This is a genomic window from Micromonospora sp. NPDC047527 (assembly GCF_040643015.1).
Taxonomy (GTDB): domain Bacteria; phylum Actinomycetota; class Actinomycetes; order Mycobacteriales; family Micromonosporaceae; genus Micromonospora.
Map to the genome: position 1 here is coordinate 863,776 of NZ_JBEYTK010000001.1, position 17,400 is coordinate 881,175.

At 69.3% G+C, this 17,400-nt stretch carries 12 protein-coding genes; 7 read left to right on the forward strand and 5 right to left on the reverse strand.

What is annotated here, in order from left to right:
* Positions 1 to 55: 55 nt before the first annotated feature.
* Both ABZ808_RS03640 and ABZ808_RS03645 read right to left on the reverse strand, forming a co-directional pair.
* Positions 56 to 1,207, reverse strand: coding sequence for a glutamate--cysteine ligase (locus ABZ808_RS03640; RefSeq protein WP_357000397.1), 1,152 nt, complete (start codon positions 1,205 to 1,207; stop codon positions 56 to 58).
* A gap of 47 nt (positions 1,208 to 1,254) precedes the next feature.
* A complete protein-coding gene (locus ABZ808_RS03645) occupies positions 1,255 to 2,418 on the reverse strand; it encodes a M20/M25/M40 family metallo-hydrolase (RefSeq protein ID WP_357000399.1) in 1,164 nt (387 codons plus the stop codon).
* A 236-nt stretch (positions 2,419 to 2,654) separates the two neighbouring features.
* Here ABZ808_RS03645 and pglW point away from each other — a divergent pair, with 236 nt between their 5' ends.
* Positions 2,655 to 7,085, forward strand: coding sequence for a BREX system serine/threonine kinase PglW (gene pglW, locus ABZ808_RS03650; protein ID WP_357000401.1), 4,431 nt, complete (start codon positions 2,655 to 2,657; stop codon positions 7,083 to 7,085).
* A gap of 263 nt (positions 7,086 to 7,348) precedes the next feature.
* Entirely contained in the window at positions 7,349 to 7,918 is a 570-nt protein-coding gene (locus tag ABZ808_RS03655) for a peroxidase (RefSeq protein ID WP_357000403.1), read from the forward strand.
* Positions 7,919 to 8,018: 100 nt separating this feature from the next.
* On the opposite strand, the gene ABZ808_RS03660 is transcribed toward ABZ808_RS03655, so the two are convergent.
* Positions 8,019 to 8,558, reverse strand: coding sequence for a hypothetical protein (locus ABZ808_RS03660; protein WP_357000406.1), 540 nt, complete (start codon positions 8,556 to 8,558; stop codon positions 8,019 to 8,021).
* Positions 8,559 to 8,618: 60 nt separating this feature from the next.
* Here ABZ808_RS03660 and ABZ808_RS03665 point away from each other — a divergent pair, with 60 nt between their 5' ends.
* Positions 8,619 to 9,503 (forward strand): hypothetical protein, encoded by an 885-nt coding sequence (locus ABZ808_RS03665; protein ID WP_357000408.1) that lies wholly within the window; start codon positions 8,619 to 8,621, stop codon positions 9,501 to 9,503.
* Complete coding sequence (locus ABZ808_RS03670; protein WP_357000411.1) at positions 9,500 to 10,414, forward strand: hypothetical protein; 915 nt, start codon at positions 9,500 to 9,502, stop codon at positions 10,412 to 10,414. The genes ABZ808_RS03665 and ABZ808_RS03670 overlap by 4 nt, the downstream gene beginning before the upstream one ends.
* Here ABZ808_RS03670 and ABZ808_RS03675 read toward each other — a convergent pair.
* Positions 10,399 to 11,418 carry an ADP-ribosylglycohydrolase family protein gene (locus ABZ808_RS03675; protein WP_357000413.1) on the reverse strand — a complete coding sequence of 340 codons (1,020 nt, stop codon included), beginning with the start codon at positions 11,416 to 11,418 and terminating at the stop codon, positions 10,399 to 10,401. The genes ABZ808_RS03670 and ABZ808_RS03675 overlap by 16 nt on opposite strands.
* A gap of 270 nt (positions 11,419 to 11,688) precedes the next feature.
* Positions 11,689 to 11,928, reverse strand: coding sequence for a DivIVA domain-containing protein (locus ABZ808_RS03680; protein WP_357002732.1), 240 nt, complete (start codon positions 11,926 to 11,928; stop codon positions 11,689 to 11,691).
* 371 nt (positions 11,929 to 12,299) lie between these two features.
* Here ABZ808_RS03680 and ABZ808_RS03685 point away from each other — a divergent pair, with 371 nt between their 5' ends.
* The 3 genes from ABZ808_RS03685 to ABZ808_RS03695 all read left to right on the forward strand — a co-directional run bounded on the left by ABZ808_RS03685 (position 12,300) and on the right by ABZ808_RS03695 (position 17,353).
* The gene (locus ABZ808_RS03685; RefSeq protein ID WP_357000415.1) at positions 12,300 to 12,539 is read left to right on the forward strand and encodes a winged helix-turn-helix domain-containing protein; all 240 of its coding nucleotides are present in this window, start codon (positions 12,300 to 12,302) and stop codon (positions 12,537 to 12,539) included.
* 72 nt (positions 12,540 to 12,611) lie between these two features.
* Positions 12,612 to 16,178, forward strand: a complete 3,567-nt coding sequence (gene pglX / locus ABZ808_RS03690) for a BREX-2 system adenine-specific DNA-methyltransferase PglX (RefSeq protein WP_357000418.1) — start codon at positions 12,612 to 12,614, stop codon at positions 16,176 to 16,178.
* Entirely contained in the window at positions 16,175 to 17,353 is a 1,179-nt protein-coding gene (locus ABZ808_RS03695) for a hypothetical protein (RefSeq protein ID WP_357000420.1), read from the forward strand. Before pglX ends, ABZ808_RS03695 begins: the two co-directional genes overlap by 4 nt.
* Positions 17,354 to 17,400: the final 47 nt, after the last annotated feature.

Genomic DNA, 17,400 nt, shown 5'->3' on the forward strand with positions numbered 1-17,400 from the left:
TGCCTGCCGCCGACATCCGGTTCCTCCAGCATTTCGGAGGCGGGGCGGCTTGTCGTTACGCAAGTGTGCTTTCTTCAGACATGGGCACGTTGGGCGCGGTCTGCGCCACGATCTCGTCGACCACGTCGGTCAGGCGTCCGCGCAGCGCCGCGGCGGCCCGCTGGCGGGTCGCCCCGTCGCCGTCCGCGGCGAGCCACCCCAGCCAGGCCTCCACCCGCTCGCCGTCGCCCGCCTCGTCCAGTGCCGGTCGGGCGAGCGCCACCAGCCGCTCGGCGAGGGCCGCCGCGGGCAGCAGTCGGCCCGTGGTGACGTCGACGCCGTGGCCGCCCATCCCGTCGCGGGCTGCCCGCCAGTACGCGAGCCGCAGCAGCTCGGGGACCAGCTCCGGGCCCTCGTCGCCGCCGTCGACGGCATCCCCGGCCACGACCACCAGAGCCCGCACGAGGGCCGCGAGCGCCGCGGACTCGGCGGCGGTCAGGGGTACGTCGGCCACCCGCACCTCGAGCGTGGGATGGTTCGTCGACAGGCGGAGATCCCAGAAGATCGTGCCCTGGTCGACCAGCGCGCCCGCGTCGAGCAGCATGTCGACGTGCTCGTCGTACTGCCGCGCGGACGTCAGGAACGGCGGCGGGCCGGCAACCGGCCAGCGCCCCCACGTGACGCTGCGCCAACTCGCGTACCCGGTGTCGCGCTCGGGCCAGTAGGGCGAGTTGGCCGTGAGGGCGAGCAACGCCGGCAAATGCTGGCGCAGATGGTTGCCGATCAGCACGGCGCGGTCCCGGTCGGGCTGCTCCACGTGGACGTGGACGGCGCAGATCGCCAGCTCGTCGTGCAGCCCACGAAAGGTGGCGGTGCCCCGGTCCTGGCGAGGCCCCTCGGTGATGGGCGGCGGCACGGCACGGCCCAGCACCGGCGAGCCGCTGGCGATCACCCGCAGACCCGCCGACAGCGCCGCGGCCTGGACGGCGGCGCGGCCCTCGACGAGCTGCCCGTGGAGATCGTCCACGCGTTGGCACGGGTCGGTGCGGGTCTCCACCTGCAACTTGGTGATCTCACCACCCACCCGGGTGCCGAGGGCCGGTCTCGCGCGGCCGACGACGGTGGCCGCCTCCGGCACGACCTCACCCCGATCGGTGTCGACGACGAGGAACTCCTCCTCGACACCGAGCAGGGGAATGGGCGGTCCCGAGCGCTGTCCCACAGTCATGCCGACGCCGACCTCTCGCTGCCGGTCGTGCGCCGGCGGTCAGCACGTTACGGGATTTCGTCGATGGGTTGCGATTCGAAACGCTCCATGGTGGACAACGCGTCGACGAGTCCGGCCAAGAGTGCCGTCCGTTCGGGCATTCGGTCGAGGCGGACGTACTCGTCGGCGGCGTGCGCTCCGCCTCCCACCGCGCCCAGGCCGTCCAGGGTCGGCACACCCAGCGCGGCGGTGAAGTTGCCGTCGGACGCGCCAGCGGCGTACGCGCCGACGAGCCCCGGGATGCCCAGCTGGCAGGCGATCGACTGAGCCAGCTCCAGAAGCGGTCGCGCGAGCTCCGGGGACATCGGGTAGCGGTTGATCCCGCCCTCCACCGCCAGCGTCGCCTCCGGCAGGAACGGCACCAGCCCGCGGATGGCGTGATCGACGCGTTCCAGCTCGTCCCTGGTCCAGGCGCGGACGTCGACGGCCAGGCTGGCGCGCTCCGGCACCGTGTTCGTCGTGGTGCCGGCGGAGAGCAGGGTCGGTGTGACAGAGGTGCCGCCGCTGTCCGCCGCGCCGAGCGCACCCAACGTGAGAACCTGGTGGGCGACCTCCACCGTGGCGTTGACCCCGCGCTGCGGTTCGACACCGGCGTGCGCGGCGCGACCCGAGACGGTGAGCCGGTAGACCGAGCCGCCCTTGCGAGCCACCTTCACGTGCCCGTCCGGGGTGGCCGCCTCGCAGACGAGCACCGCACCCGAGCGCCGCGCCTCACGTTCGATCAGGGACCGTGACGTGACGGAGCCACTCTCCTCGTCGCAGGTGAGCAGCACGCCGACCGCCGAGGTGTCCTCGATCAGGCGCAGTGCCGTGAACATCTGCACGATCCCGGCCTTCATGTCACACACGCCAGGCCCCGTCGCCACGTCCCCGCGTACGGTGAAGGGCCTGGATCGGGTCGTGCCGACCGGGAAGACCGTGTCGAAATGGCCCAGCAGCAGCACACGCTGGTCAGCGGCCGGCCACAGCAGGTGCGGCAGGCCGTCGACCACGACCCGATGGACGGGCCGACCGAGCGCCTCCTCCCCCCAGCGGGCGAGCAGGTCGGCACAGGACCCGAGGTGGGGCAGCGAGCCCGGCGCCGACTCGCAGGCGACGAGCGCGCCCAGTCGGTCGACCATCTCGGTTCGGAACTTCTCAGCGGCATCGAGCAGACAGCGCGGGTGCTCCATCGATCCCTCCAACTGCACGGCTGACGGGCTTGGCCGGGCGTGCTCATCGACGATCGCAGGGGGATCGGGGTGCGGTCACCCTTGTCTGTGCTCAGATGACGGGTGAAGCGGTTGGCCGCCGCGGTTCGCCGTCGGCCGCTTGATCTGGTGCCGGTGGTGGCTGCTTGGGCGATACGCGCAAGCGCTGGCGTGGTGGCGATCCTCGCCGCCTGCTGACGGGCCCTAGGATCTCTGACATGCAGGAGGGTCGGTGGACGACGATCACGCCGTCGCAGTTCGCGCACGAGCGGGAGGCGTTGGCGCACGTCCAGGCGTTGTTGCCGGACAGCGAGCCCTACCGTGCCTGGTCGAACTTCACGTTCACCGCCCAGACCGGGCACCCCTACGAGGTCGACCTCCTGGTCGCCGCGCCGGGCGGGCTCTACCTCATCGAGATCAAGAGCCTGACCGGCAGGCTGCGTTCCAGCGGCTCCAACTGGATCCTCCAAGGGCCGAACAGCACCCGTACCTTCGACAACCCCCTGCACCTCGCGGACGGCAAGGCGAAGAAGCTCAAGTCCCTGCTCCAGGTGGCCGCGACGCGACGCAAGGGCCAGCCGGTCAAGATCCCCTTCGTGCAGGCGGCGGTGTTCCTCTCCAAGCCCGGCCTGCGGGTGGAGCTGTCGGAGCATCACCTGCATGGCATCTTCGGTCCGGAGCCCGCTCAGGGTCACGAGCCTGGGCCGTTGCCGACGATCACTTCGCTGCTGGAGCGCCCGCCGCAGGACGAACGCCAGCGGGTCACCAAGGAGATGTCCGCGGCCCTGCCCGACCTCCTCGAGGCTGTCGGCATCGCCCGTAGCCGCCGGCACTACCAGGTCGGCGCCTGGGAGTTGGAGCCCCGCCCGTTCGACGTCGGCCCCACCTGGCAGGACCACGAGGCGCGGCACCGTGACCTGGAGCGCGAACGCCGCCGGGTGCGGATCTATCTGGTCGAGCGCAACGCCGTGCAGACCGAACGGGCCAGCATCGAACGCGCCGCCAGGCGGGAGATGCTGGCACTGCACGGCATCAACCACCCGGGCATTGTGCAGGTCGACTCGATGGAGTCGCACGAGGCCGGCCCCGCACTCATCTTCCGGTACGATCGTCGCTCGGTGCGACTGGACCACTACATGGCGCAGTATGGCGACCGCCTCGACGGGCTGAGCCGACTCGCGATGATCCGACAACTCGCCGAGACAGTGGCGTACGCCCACGGTCGGCGGCTTCACCACCGTGCGCTCTCTGCGCGCAGCGTGCTGGTCAACCCTGGCCGGACGCGGCGCGGTGGCAGCGACGACGAAGCGTGGCTGACACCTCAACTGCAGATCAGCGACTGGCAGGCGGCGACGCGAGGCGCGGACAGCGCCGGCGGCAGCAGCGGTGAGCCGGTTGCGCTGTCCTCGCACGCGACCGCGCACATCGAACGCTCGGCTGAGGCGTACCTCGCACCGGAGTTGACCGCGCCGACGCCTGACGCGGTGGCGATGGATGTCTTCGGCCTCGGCGCCCTGGCGTACCTGATCCTGACCGGCCAACCGCCGGCCGCGAAGCGCCCGGAGTTGCTCGCCCGGCTGGCCCGGGACAACGGCCTGCGGGCCGGCGCTGTCGCTGACGGCATCAGTGAGTTCGCCGACGAGCTGATCCAGGCTGCCACCGCGCCGGTTCCGGCGCAGCGGCTGACCACGGTCGCCGACTTCGTCGAGATGCTCCAACTCGTCGAGGACGAGCTGACCACTCCACCCCCCGGTTCGGTGCACCCGCAGGACCCGGAGCCCGAGCAGCCTGACCCGCTGGAGGCGCGAGGCGGCGACCGGATCGGCGAGTGGAAGATCGTTCGGCGCCTCGGCACCGGCTCGACCTGCCGGGCGTTCCTCGGTTTCAACGAGCGCACCCGCCGGGAAGAGGTTTTGAAGGTCGGGCTCTCCGACGAGAAGGGTGCCCGACTGGCTCACGAGGCCCGGGTGCTGGGCCCGCTCACCGACTCCCGGGTGATCCGGCTGGCCCGGCCCGAGCCGTTGCAGCTGGGCAACCGCACGGTCGTGGTGCTGGAGCACGCCGGGGACCACACTCTGGCGCGCAAGCTGCGCGACGACGGCCGGCTCACCGTCGACGAGCTGGAGACCTACAGCGACTACCTCTTTGGTGCCCTCGACTACCTGGAGGGCGAGGGGGTCTACCACCGCGACATCAAGCCGGACAACATCGCAATCCGGATCCGGCCCAACCGCACCCGACAACTGGTGCTCTTCGACTTTTCCCTGGCCGGCGTCTCGGTCAAGGAGATCAGCGCCGGCACGCCTCGCTACCTGGACCCGTTCCTCGGCACTGCCAATCGCCCCGTCTACGACAAGCACGCCGAGTGGTACGCCCTTGCGGTCACCCTGCACGAGATGGCATCGGGGGAGCTGCCGGTCTGGGGCGACGGCGGCACCGAACCGCAGCTCACCGAAGGTCCTCCGGCGCTGGCCGCCGAGGCGTTCGACCCGGCGATCCGCGACGGACTGGCCGAGTTCTTCCAGCGAGCCCTACACCGCGACCACCGCCAGCGCCCAGCCTCGCTGAAGGACCTGCGCGACGACTGGCAGCAGGTCTTCCGCCGCTCCGATGCGAGCACTCCGGTCGGCACCGAGCATCCGGACGTCGATGTCGACGAGCTGGACGAGCAGGCAGCCGCGGCGGCACGCGACGAGGCCGCCGGCAAGTCCACCCGGGCCACCGCGCTGGAGGCCGCCGGTCTCACCCCACGCGCGGTCTCGGCCGCGCACCGCTTGGATGCCACGACCGTCGGTGAGCTGCTCGTGGTCGCGAACAAGCTCGCGCACCTGCCGGGCCTGGGCGCGAAGACCCGCCAGGAGCTGCAACGCCGGGTCAAGGAGTGGCGCCAACGGCTGGGGGAGCGGGAGACGCTGCCCACCACGCCTGCCGCCCGCAAGGCTGCCAGCCAAGAGGCGGCCACCGAAACCACCGCCGGCCACGGCGACACCGATCTGGTACGCGTCGGCCTGGACGCGATCGCCACCCTGCTCGTCCCGGCGAAAAACGGCCGCAACGCCACCGAGATCGAGGGCATCCGGCTGCTGCTGCACCTGCCCGACGAGTCGGGGGCGCTGCCGGCGCTGCCGCTCTGGCCTCAGCAGCCGCAGGTGGCGAACGCGCTGGGTGTCACCGCCGGTCGGGTCGCGCAGATCCTCGGCAAGCAGCGCAAACGCTGGCACGACCTTCCGGTGGTCGGCAGCGTGCGTACCCAGATCATCGAGCTTTTGCACGACGGTGGCCGGGTGATGGGTGTCGCCGAGTTGGCTGCGGCGCTGTTGAGCAGCCGCGGCTCGGTGCGCACCGGGGATGGCCTGCGTCTCGCGGTGGCCGTCGCGGCGGTACGCGCCGCCGTGGAGGTCGACGCGCTCGCCGACGAGCCGCGCCTGCTGCTGCGCCGGCACACCCGCGCCGACATCAACGGCAAGCCGCACCCGCGCGGCGACCGGCTGCTGGTGGCGCTGGAGGTCAGCGACGACGACGCACCGGACACCCCGGCCGCGCCGGCGCTGCTCGATTACGCCGACGCGCTCGGCAAGGCCGCCGACAAGCTCGCCGCCAGTGAGGTGCTGCCCAGCCCCGCGACTGTGCTGCGTACCCTCGCGGCAGTGAGCGCGCCCGGCGGAGCCGCCGACGCCTTCGACGAGCGACGCCGTGTGTTGCTCGCCGCGGTGGCCTCGGAGCGGGCCGCCGCCACCGCGCGGCTGGAGCTCTACCCGCGTGACCTTGACCCGGTGCGGGCGCTGCGGCTGGCCCAGGCGGGCGTGGTGCCGCCCACCGTCGCTTCCGACGGTCGGCGTGGGCTGACTCCGACGCACGTCGCCGACCGGGTCGCCGCGCGCTTCCCGGAGCTAGACCCGCTGCCGGGTCACCCCAAACTGGACCGGCTGCTCGCCGAGGCGGGCTTCGAGCTGCGCTGGGAGCGGGACCGGTACGTCTCGCCGCCGCCGCGTGCGGCCTCGTCGTCGGTGTCGATCGTCCAGCGGCGGCCGTCGGCCACGGCCGCGCCGAGCCGGTGGGCGGCGGAGTCGCCGGAGTTGGCGGCGGCGATGCGCGCCGAGGAGCGGCTTGCCGGTGCGCGGTCCGCGGGAGGGTTCCGGGCGCTGACGGTACGCCTCAGCCGCTATCACCTGGCCCGCGAGGAGCTGGCGCGGCGCTTCGACGCTCGACCGGTCAACGTGGCGGCGCACTTCCTGGATCACCTGCACGCCCTGGTCGACGCCCGCCCGAAGCCGACCTGGGAGACGGTGCTTAGCGCGGACATCGCCAAGGAGGGGTCGCGGCCGGCGATCAAGCTGGGGGAGTACGTCGAGCAGGCGTGGCAGCTGACCGTGCCGTCGCTGCGCGAATCGCTGTCGGCTGCGGATGGGCCGGTGCTGCTGCACGACGCGGCGGTGCTGGCGCGGTACCGGGCGATGGAGCGGCTGCACGAGCTGGCTGATGCGGCGCGCGGTGGGGCGGGGGACGTCTGGCTGCTCTGCCCGATGGAGGATCCGGCGCTGTTGCCAAAGCTGGACGGTGCGGTGGTGCGGGTGGGCGACAACGAGTGGATCGCCCTACCGGACGCCTGGGTCGTCAACGCCCACCGCAGCACAGTGGCAGCCTCCTGACCGGTTGCCGTGGTCGACCGGATTGGCGGGAGGCCAAAGCGGCGGCACCTCAAGAGTTACCGGCAGCGGACATAGCCCGGTGCGCCGGTGGTGGGATCAGCGTGTCCCCGAGCGGTCCGTGACCAGGTGCGGATCGAGTGTGAGGAGGCGGCCCGACACCTGACGGTCGCTGAGTGTCGGGCCCCCCGTGCACGGCCGATTTTCCGACAGCGTCCGCAGTCCCAACGGCGTACCGTCCCGGGTCAAGCATGGGGAGGAGTCGGATGAGTTTCCTGCAGCAGGCAGAGCAGTCGCCGGACACCGAGCGGATGTTCGATGCCGACACGAAGGCGATGGGCTACCTGCCCAACTACACCAGGTTGTTCGCCCAGAGCCCGGCGGTATACCTGGCATGGCAGCAGCTCAACGGCGCGGTGAAGGCCGGGATGGAGCTGCGCCGCTATGAGTTGGCGACCCTCGCCGCGGCCCGGGCCCTGAAATCCTCCTACTGCGGCCTGGCACATGGAAAGGTCCTACGCGACAAGTTCTTCGACGCGGCGACCGTCGCCGCCATCGCGTCGGACCACGGCAGCGCCGGTCTCTCCGCGCAGGAGGTGGCAGTCGTCAACTTCGCCGGAAAGGTCGCGGCCCATGCGAACTCCGTCACCGAGGCCGACGTCGCGGGCCTGCGCGGCCAGGGTCTCGATGACACGGAGATCTTCCACGTGATCCTCGCCGTTGGCGCCAGATGCTTCTTCAGCACCGTCCTCAGCGCTGCCGGGGCTGAGCCCGATCCGCGGTACAACGAGAGCCTGGACGTGGATCTGCGGAAGGCGCTGAGCTTCGGCGGTTAGACCCAGAGAGAACGCACCGACCACGCTCCCAGCGCCAGCGGTCGAGCCGGACTTGTCGAGGAGGTAGCGTTCGCCGCTCACGACGCCCGATCGCGACGTCTCACATGACGTGTGCGCCGTACAGGTTCAGCAGGGCCGTCTGCTCGGGCGTCAGACGCAGCAGGGGTGTTCCGTTGGTGCCGGGGAAGATCCGAGCCGCGTCGAGGTCTGCCCGGCGGATGCTCGTCGCGATGCCGATCTTGACGCCCCGACTCGTCAGCGTTTCGAGTAGGCGGCGGGTGTCGAAGAGGTACGCCGCGGATATTTGCCACTGATGGTGCCGTACGGCATCGAGTGGCCGCGGCGGACCGCTGAATACCAGGTAGAAGTCGCAGGGATGAGGGCTGATGTCGATGCCGGTGAAGACGTCGCCGTAGGTCTTGACGTTCACGGTCCGGCCGGCGAACGGACCGGACCGGAAGATGCCGTCGTAGCCGGCCTGGATCGCCGTACTTGCCAGGTCGATGTCGAACACCTGCTCGGCGATGAACTCGCCGATGTCGCCCGGCCGGGCTGATCGCCCGGTGAGCGCCGCGATCCTGGCGTCCAGGTCGTCGCGAGCCTGCAGGAGCGCCGCCAACTGGTGCAACTTCTCGGTCACGGGGGTGATTCTCTGCGTTGCGCGCTGGCTTGACCAGTGAGGCATCGATAACTTTTCGTCATGACGACCTCCGCACGGCAGCGCGTTGCGGCCTTCTGGGACGCCCGCATCGAGTCCTGGCTCAACGGCGAAGATCCACTACCGCCACCACTGCCCGAGTGGTTCGGCTCGCTTGCAGGCGTCGGCCCCGGACAGGTCACCCGAGATGGATTCCCCGAGCCCTACCATGGCGACCTGCTCGGGCTGGAACAGACGCCCCGGATGGTGGTGCTCGGGCTGAACCCGGGCGAGTACCGGCAGCGCTTCCAATCGCGGGAGGGCATCTTTGCCGACGAGATTCGGGAGGCTGGGTCGTACAGCAGGTGGACTACAACCTGCCCGTACAACCGGCCGCCGTGGACCCTGCCCCACGAGATGGGGCGCAACCAGTACTACCAGGCGCGGCTTGAGTTCACCCGCCGATGGCTGCAGGACCCGAGCGGCGACCACCGTGATCTGCTGATCTTCGAGTGCTACCCATGGCACTCGAAGGCCATCACGGCTCCGCTGAGGCCGCCACCCGAGGTCATCGAGGAGTTTGTCTGGCAGCCGATCGCCGAATTGCCGGTGCAGGACGTGTTCGCCTTCGGCCGGCCCTGGAACAACCTTGCCCAAGCGCTCGGGCTGCCACTGAAGGGCAGCCTGGGATTTGGCGGCACCGACTACGGATCAGCGGTGCCAAGCCGGGCGGTGCGGGCGTACTCGCTGCCCTCGGGCCAACGGCTCGTCGTCGAGTGGCACGCCGGCGCGGCCGGACCGCCGAGCGCGGAAGAGACTGCGCTCCTCCGAGAAGCGCTCACCGGAGAGGGAGTTGATGGCAGCGAGCTACCGGCGCCTCGACCCACGGCCGGAGGCTCTGTCGAACCTGGACTCCTCGTCAGCGCGGCCGAGGAGCCTTCGCCATGAGCGTCGCCAGCGACGCGTTGGCCACAGCCGGGCGGGTAGACAAGCTGCGCCGGTACATGGCTGAGCAGGTTCTCGGACCATCGGGCAACTGCGTCTGCCGAAGGTTAGGCAGTTGCCAACGGGCCGTCCTGTTCGACGGACGTGGGGTGCGCCGCCCGGAGGTGGAGTTCGCTGCCGGGCAGCTTTCGCACGTCGGCCGCCACTACGACCTGACGCTCGACGGGGTACCGATCCGGATCCTGGTCATCGCCATGGACACGGCGCGACTGCGAGAGAGCGTGACCCTCGAACAGCGGCACGCCGAGGTGATGGAATCCGCCAGGCTGCCGTTCAACAGCCGCAATCCGCATATGCAGGGTGTCGCCAGCGCTCTCAGGCTGGCGGTGGGCCGTGAGACGGGGTCCGATCGAGCAGGCGAGCTGCTTCACCTGGACGGCGTACGAGCGCCCGTGCACCTCTTTGACGCCTACGCCATGGCGAACATGCGACTCTGCTCGGCCACAGTCGGGGAGACGATGAAGTCGCTGAGCAATCCCACGATGAGCCGTAACTGTCTCCCGCACATGGCCGCGACGATCAAGACTCTCCAGCCGACCCTGTGCATCGTGCAGGGGGTCGAGGTCTACAAGACAATCACCGCGTTGATGACCAGTCGCCGTCAGCTTGCCCCGCACCTGGAGCACGCGCGACTGGCGGGCGTCGACATGCTCGTCGCGGCATTCACCCACCCCTCCGCCCGAGGGATTCACCGCTGGGGACGGTTGACCGGCGTTCCGTACCTCTACGAGACGGTCGTTCCTGCGCTCTGGGCCGCGCACCGGCTGATGGCGGGCCGATCCGACGCGGCCGGCAACGCCACTGTGCAGCAGCAACGGAGGCCGGCGGTCACGAATCGTCAGCCGCCGGGGTAGCGGCTCCACCAGTGTGGGTCGGTCGCGTCGACGTACTCGCCACCGGACGGGCTGTCCGCCAGTTGGGTCACGAGGTCCCGGGCCAGGGTGTCAGCCGGCCACGCCAGTTCCAGCCGGGAGAGCCAGTCGACCGGTAGCGCGTCGGGTCCGTGTGCCGTTCCCAGCAATGCGCCGGCAACCGTCGCGGCGTGGCCGCCGTCGCCGGCCGAGGCGGCGAACAGGAGCGCTTCGCGGACCGTTTCCCGCGCAGCAAACGATGCGGCCGTGTAGACCCCGCCGGCCAGCGCGGAAACGGCCCTCGCGTCGGGTGCGAGGCGGGTGAGTTCCTGGAGCGTGCCTGGGCGGGACCTGGCCGCGGCCACGGCTGGCGCCAGTGACCGCTCCGCCACCTCGCGCCACTCTGCAGCGTGCAGCCGAGCACTTTCCAGGGCGTCGCTGAGGCGATGTCCAGCCGCGACCAGGCGAACCACCGTGGCACCCAGCCATGCCGCCCCCAGCGCCTCACCCGAGTGCGTGAGCGCGGCGACGTCCACCGGGTTGCAGGACGGGTACAGGCCGACCGGCAGAGTCCGCGTGAGGGCGTGCGCCCCGGTGCTCGTGCCACCGGGCTTGGCGATGGTGCCCATCGTCTGCCGCTGCAACGCCGCTACCGTCGCCGGCGCTGAACCACGTCGCGCTGCCAGCGCCGGCGCCATGGACAGCCAACCGGTCGGCGGGTTCTTGTCCGCCATCGGCTCCAGGCCGGAGATGCCCTGGATGGTGGCCCAGCGATGGTAGGAACGCCAGACGACGCTGGGCGGGTGGCAGATCCCCTTGTGGGCGCCGCGCACATCAGCGCGGATGAGGCCCTCGACGGTGAAGCAGGCGAGCTGGCCGGCGCTGGTGGCCCGCAAGCTTCCGCTGGCCGGCACGTTGCCGCCCGTCGCGCCGATCGCGTCACCGAGCATCAGCCCGAGTACGCAGCCCCGGGCGGTCGCGAGCTGCTCTGCCGTCACCTTGGTCATTCCGCGAAGCATAGGGGCGGGTAGCCCGGGACCGTCTCGGGGCCGGGGTGCTGGTAGCGGGGCGGAGGCCGGCGAGTTGGACGTAGACCTCGCGCTTGGCGGTCGCCTCGCCGCGCCGGTTGAGGACGTAGCCGGTCAGCCAGATCCAACCGTAGTACGTCGGCTGGTCGGACACTGAGACGACACGGAAGGTCAGAGCGCGGTTCCCGGCGAACTGCACCGAGGCCCGACCGTCGATGGTGAGCAGGTCGCCGGGGGAGGGCCGCACGGTCACCAGTGACCGGAGTTGTGGGGGTGTTCCTGCGGCGGCCCGCACTCCCGCGCGTGCAGCGTCTGCCAGTCGCGCAGCGCCCGCTTGATTCGGTCGTTCTCCTGGCTGAGCAGCCGTACCGCCTCGTTGAGCATGGCCAGCTCGTCGGCCACTCGGGCCTGGAACTCGCGTACCTCATCAGGGTCGACGCCGCGCCGGCATGCGGCGAAGTCGTGGGTCCGCACCTCGTGCGGCGTCAACCGGGCCGGGTAGCCGGCGGGGTAGGGCTGGCCACCTCGATACACCTGAGCCACGACGATCCTCTCTGAGGGCAGGCGGGAGCGCGGAAGGTCCCGGTGGTGGGTCTGGAAGGGCGGGTCGTCCGCGCGGGGGCTGCGGACGACCCGCCCGCTCCGCCGCCGCAGCCCAATGCAGCGGTACGACAGCAGAGCAGTCCGGTGGGTCGGGACGGGCACGCACACCCGCCCCGACCAGGGGATGAGCCGAACTCGTTGCCACGCGAGGAGCAGCTCAGGCTCAAGAGTAACGACTTAGTCGTTTAAGTCAACCACTGATTGTTGTCGTTCCTGGGCGGTTCGTGATCGAATTGGCGAGCCACGCAAGGAGCGCCATGCCTACAACACCTGACTACATCCGCATCGCCGATGACATCATCGCTGGAGTCAAGGCGAAGAGGCTCAAACCTGAAGACAAGCTGCCGCCGATCGCGCAGATGGCAACGGACTACCGGGTCGGCACGTCCACCATCCAGATGGTCTACGTGCGGCTCGAAGCCCTGCGTGTCATCCGACGCCATCAGGGCAAGGGCATCTTCATCACTGAACCGAAGCTCTGGATGCGGGAGCCATAGGTAGCGGCCCGACAGCCAACACGGTCCTTACGGGTACCCCCCTCCCGCCCAGGCGACGACTAGAGTCGGCGCGTGATCGACCGGAAACTGCTCTTGTCCGACCTGCAGAAGCAGGTCAAGAACCTGGAAAAGGACCTGCGAGAGCAGGCCGAGTCGGTCGAGGAGGTGCGCCTCCGACTGCGTGGCGAGTACGACCACGCCTTCAAGGTCGGACGCACCGCCGCCACCTGGGCAGCCTGGCGGGACGAGCGTGTCACCCAGTCCGCCGTCGCCTGGGTGCTCGGCACGGTCTTCGTACGCTTCTGCGAGGACAACGGTCTGCTGCCCGACCCCTACTTGGCCGGCCCGGGGGACCGCCTGGTCCTGGCCGAGGAGGCCGAGGCGCAGTTCTTCCGCGATCAGCCCGACAAGACCCTCCGCGACTGGCTGCACCAGGGCTACGTTGCCATCGCCAGCACCCAGGCCGGCAATTCACTCTTCGACAAGCGGCACAACCCGCTGTACCAGATTCCGCTGTCCCACGACGAGGCCAAGAACCTCATCGCCTTCTGGCGCCGTCGCGGCGAGACCGGTGGCCTGGTGCACGACTTCACCGACCCGGAGTGGGACACCCGCTTCCTAGGCGACCTCTACCAGGATCTCTCCGAGTCGGCACGCAAGACCTACGCCCTGCTCCAGACTCCAGAGTTCGTCGAAGAGTTCATCCTTGACCTGACCCTGACTCCAGCGATCGAAGAGTTCGGCCACGACGTGGTCAAGATGATCGACCCGACGTGCGGCTCGGGCCACTTCGTCCTCGGCGTCTTTCACCGTCTGCTGAAGGAGTGGGAGCAACACGCCCCCAACCGCGACCCCCACGAGCGAGCACGCCTCGCCCTCGACGCCGTCCACGGCGTCGACATCAACCCCTTCGCCGTCGCCATCGCCCGCTTCCGCCTCCTGGTCGCCGCCCTCCGCGCCAGCGGCGTCAAGACCCTCGCTGACGCGGCTGGGTACGTCCTCCCGATGCACCTCGCTGTCGGCGACTCGCTGATCAAGCGGCGACAGGCCATGCTGTTCGGCGAGGACCCGATGACCGAGTTCGCCTACGCGACCGAGGACGTGCAGGAGCACCCGAGCATCCTCAGCCCTGGCAGCTATCACGTCGTGGTCGGCAACCCGCCCTACATCACGGTCAAGGACAAGGGCCTCAACGAGGCTTACCGGGAGATGTACGACGCCTGCTCCGGCAAGTACGCCCTATCGGTGCCTTTCGCTCAACGGTTCTTTGAGCTCGCTAAGACTGGCGATTCAGACGGCAAGAGCGCCGGCTACGTCGGGCAAATTACTGCCAACTCCTTCATGAAGCGTGAGTTTGGCAAAAGGATGATCGGAGATTTGTTCGGTGTCCGAGTCAACCTCACTCATGTTATCGACACGTCTGGTGTCCACGTTCCCGGACACGGTACCCCGACTGTCATTGTGGTAGGGCGCAACACCAACCTGAACCGTGGCAGCACCATCCGTACGGTCATGGGAATTCGAGGCGAGCCGAGTGTGCCGGAGAGGCCGGAGTTGGGCCTTGTCTGGGGGGCGATCCTTGCTCAGCTTGCCGACCCGGGATCGGAATCCGAATGGGTTAGTGTCGCTGACCTGCCACGTGATCGCCTTGCGAAGTACCCGTGGAGCCTAAGCGGGGGCGGCGCTAAGGAGTTGACTTCCCGCGTAGAAGAAATGGGGAAACAGCGGCTTAAAGTAGTCGCGGATTCGATTGGGTTCATGGCCGTTACTGGCTTTGATGAGGCCTATGCTTCCCAGAACAACCTGCCACCACAGTGGTCTCGCTCAGGGCTCAGCATCCGGCCCTTCATGATTGGCGACGGTGTCAGGGGATGGAGTTCTAGCCATCGATGGGCGCTCTTCCCTTACTCCGCAGGGCTTGAACCGACAACCAGGGAGCAGGAGTGCGCACCCTACTGGCAGCTTCGATCGGTTCTCCGCGCTGGTCTAGCGTTTGGCAAGACCCGCGAACAGCGTGGCCTGTCATGGCACGAGTATACGATGCTCTCCTCGGCCCGCCTGACCTCAGAATTTCTCATTGGGTTTGCTTTCCTCGCGACGCATAACCATTTCTACCTTCGACGCTCTCGCGATGTGTTGAACCACTCTGCGCCAGTTCTAACTTTGCCTTCCGGGGCCTCTGAAGATGATTATCTTCAGTTGTTAAGCGTCCTCAATAGCTCGACAGCTTGTTACTGGCTGAAGGAGGTTTGTCACGACAAGGGCAATGGTGGCATCGGAGGTGGCATCGCAAGCGAGGACTGGGAACGTTTTTACGAGTTCACGGGTACCAAGTTGCAGGCGTTTCCACTGCCTTCGGCGTACCCCCTTGAACTGAGCCGGGAGATCGACGGCCTGGCGCAGCGGCTCGCCACGGTGACCCCGGCGGCGGTCGCGGCTTCTGGAGTGCCCACCCGCGAGCGGCTCTACGTCGGCGAGCGGGAGTGGCATTCGATCCGGGCGCGGATGATCGCGTTGCAGGAGGAGTTGGACTGGCAGGTCTACTCGCTCTACGGGCTGCTGGACGAGGAGTTGACCGCGCGAACCGGCTCCGTGCCGGAGTTGAAGCTGGGGGAGCGGGCGTTCGAGATCGTGCTCGCCCGCGAGGTGGCCGCCGGTGAGGCGGAGACGCAGTGGTTTGCCCGGCACGGGTCGACGCCGATCACGGAGCTGCCGGCGCACTGGTCGGACGAGTACAAGGCGATCGTGGAGCGGCGGATCGCGATCATCGAGGGCAATCGCAACATCGGGCTGATCGAGCGGCCGGAGTGCAAGCGCCGCTGGGCCACCGACGGCTGGGACGCGATGCAGCAAAAGGCGCTGCGTGACTGGCTGCTGGACCGGTGTGAGGCGCGGGAGCTGTGGTACCAGCACGTCGACGGCCTCGAACAGCCACGTCCGCTGACCACCGCGCAGCTCGCCGACGAACTGCGCCGCGACGTCGACGTGCTCACCGTCGCCAACCTCTACGCGCCCGGTCAGGATCTCGGCAAGGTGATCGCCGACCTGGTCGCCGACGAGCATGTGCCGCACCTGGCCGCGCTGCGCTACAAGGACACCGGCCTGGCCAAGCGGGCCGACTGGGAGCAGGTGTGGGACCTGCAGCGGCAGGAGGACGCACTGCCCGACGAGGCGGCGAAGCGGGAGTTCCGCAAGCAGATCCCGGTGCCGCCGAAGTACACCTCGGCGGACTTCCTCAAGAGCAGCTTCTGGAAGCATCGGGGCAAGCTCGACGTACCCAAGGAGCGGTTCGTCTCGTACCCCGGCGCCAGCCGCGACGGTGACCCGTCGCTGCTGGTCGGCTGGGCCGGCTGGGACCACCGCGAGCAGGCCCAGGCCCTCGCCACCCTGATCGTGGCCCGCGAGCAGGAGGACGGCTGGGCTGACGACCGGCTGTTGCCGCTGGTCGCGGGGTTGCGCGAGATCCTTCCCTGGGTACGCCAGTGGCACGGCGAGTTCGACCCGGAGTGGGGCGCCTCGCCGGCGGACATCTACGACGGCTTCCTCGCCGAGACCACCAACCGCCTGCACCTCACCGACGAGGCGCTCACGTCGTGGCGCCCGCCGAAGGCGACCCGCGGCCGCAAGGCCAAGGCGTGACGACTGAGTCAGTGCCGACCGGCCTCTGGTCAACGGGTGACGTCGAGGAGCTGACCGGGATCCTGGCGGCCCGCCGTTCCCGGCTGTGGCAGATCATCCAGCCGGCCGACCTCGCGGCGTGGGTGTTCGCCGATCCAGAGCCTGCGCCGCTCGACCCGCCGCCGACCGCCTTCGACGGCAACTGGGCCGATGGGCTGGACGAGCGGCAGCGCGCGGCGTGGATCCTGGCTGGATGGGTGGCTCGGATGGCGGTGCCCGAAGCCGCGCCGACCGCCGGCAGGCACTGGCTACTGTCGCGGGTGAACGAGGGCCGTGGTCCGCTGCTGCGGTTGACCGTCGGAGTGCTGGAAACCCTCGGCGTGTACGAGTCCGGCGAGGAGGTGTGGCTGCGTGTGGCAGGAGCGCCGATCGTCCTCGCCATGGACGCGGGCGCGGCAGACCTGGAGGAGTGGGGACGGCGCGGCATCGACGTGCAGGAAGACCGGACGAAGACCCTCGCCGAGGAGAAGTTGCTTCTCACCTGCCCCGACATCGGCACGGCGCTGTGGCTGCTCCGGCAGCCGCCGGTCATGGCCGCCGCCCGGATGCTCAACGCCTGGGTGTCGGCCGGCCCGTTCCCGTTCGAGAGCCGGTACCGGCCCGAGGTCGTCGGTCGTGCCTGGCAAGCTGCCGAGACCCCGCTCGTCGATGCGGCGTCCGTCCAAGCCGCCGGGGAGAAGGGCTTCGACCGGGAGTACGCCGGATCGGCAGCGCCGGTCGACCTGCCGGCGCAACGGTCGTTCGACGCGGACGCCTACCGGGCCGGGGTGCGTGAACACGATCGGCTGTGCCGCGCACTGATCGATCACCTCACCGCCGAGGGCCTGCGGGTTGGTGCGGGATTGCGTGGCGTACCGGTAGATCTGGCCTGGCGGGATGCCGAAGGGCGGCCGTTCATCGCTGAGGTGAAGAGCGTGGTCGGAGTCAATGAGGTCGAGCAGCTTCGGCTGGGCCTCGGTCAGGTCCTCGAATACCGCCACCGCCTCGCGGCGTGCGGAATCGTCGCGACGCCGGTCCTGGTCGTATCGCGATGCACGGACCGGGCCTGGTTGGCCATCTGCGGTGAGAACCGCGTCGTCCTGCTACAGGGTGAGACCACTTCGGATTGGACCGCTGAGCTGCAATCAGCGGCTTGAGGCTGTTGTTGGTCTCGCTACCACCGCCTATGGTGATGTCAGTTTGG

Coding starts and splice junctions, on each gene's coding strand:
- ABZ808_RS03640 (WP_357000397.1), bottom strand. CDS start 1,207: ATGACTGTGGGACAGCGCTCGGGACCGCCCATTCCCCTGCTCGGTGTC.
- ABZ808_RS03645 (WP_357000399.1), bottom strand. CDS start 2,418: ATGGAGCACCCGCGCTGTCTGCTCGATGCCGCTGAGAAGTTCCGAACC.
- pglW (WP_357000401.1), top strand. CDS start 2,655: ATGCAGGAGGGTCGGTGGACGACGATCACGCCGTCGCAGTTCGCGCAC.
- ABZ808_RS03655 (WP_357000403.1), top strand. CDS start 7,349: ATGAGTTTCCTGCAGCAGGCAGAGCAGTCGCCGGACACCGAGCGGATG.
- ABZ808_RS03665 (WP_357000408.1), top strand. CDS start 8,619: ATGACGACCTCCGCACGGCAGCGCGTTGCGGCCTTCTGGGACGCCCGC.
- ABZ808_RS03670 (WP_357000411.1), top strand. CDS start 9,500: ATGAGCGTCGCCAGCGACGCGTTGGCCACAGCCGGGCGGGTAGACAAG.
- ABZ808_RS03675 (WP_357000413.1), bottom strand. CDS start 11,418: ATGACCAAGGTGACGGCAGAGCAGCTCGCGACCGCCCGGGGCTGCGTA.
- ABZ808_RS03685 (WP_357000415.1), top strand. CDS start 12,300: ATGCCTACAACACCTGACTACATCCGCATCGCCGATGACATCATCGCT.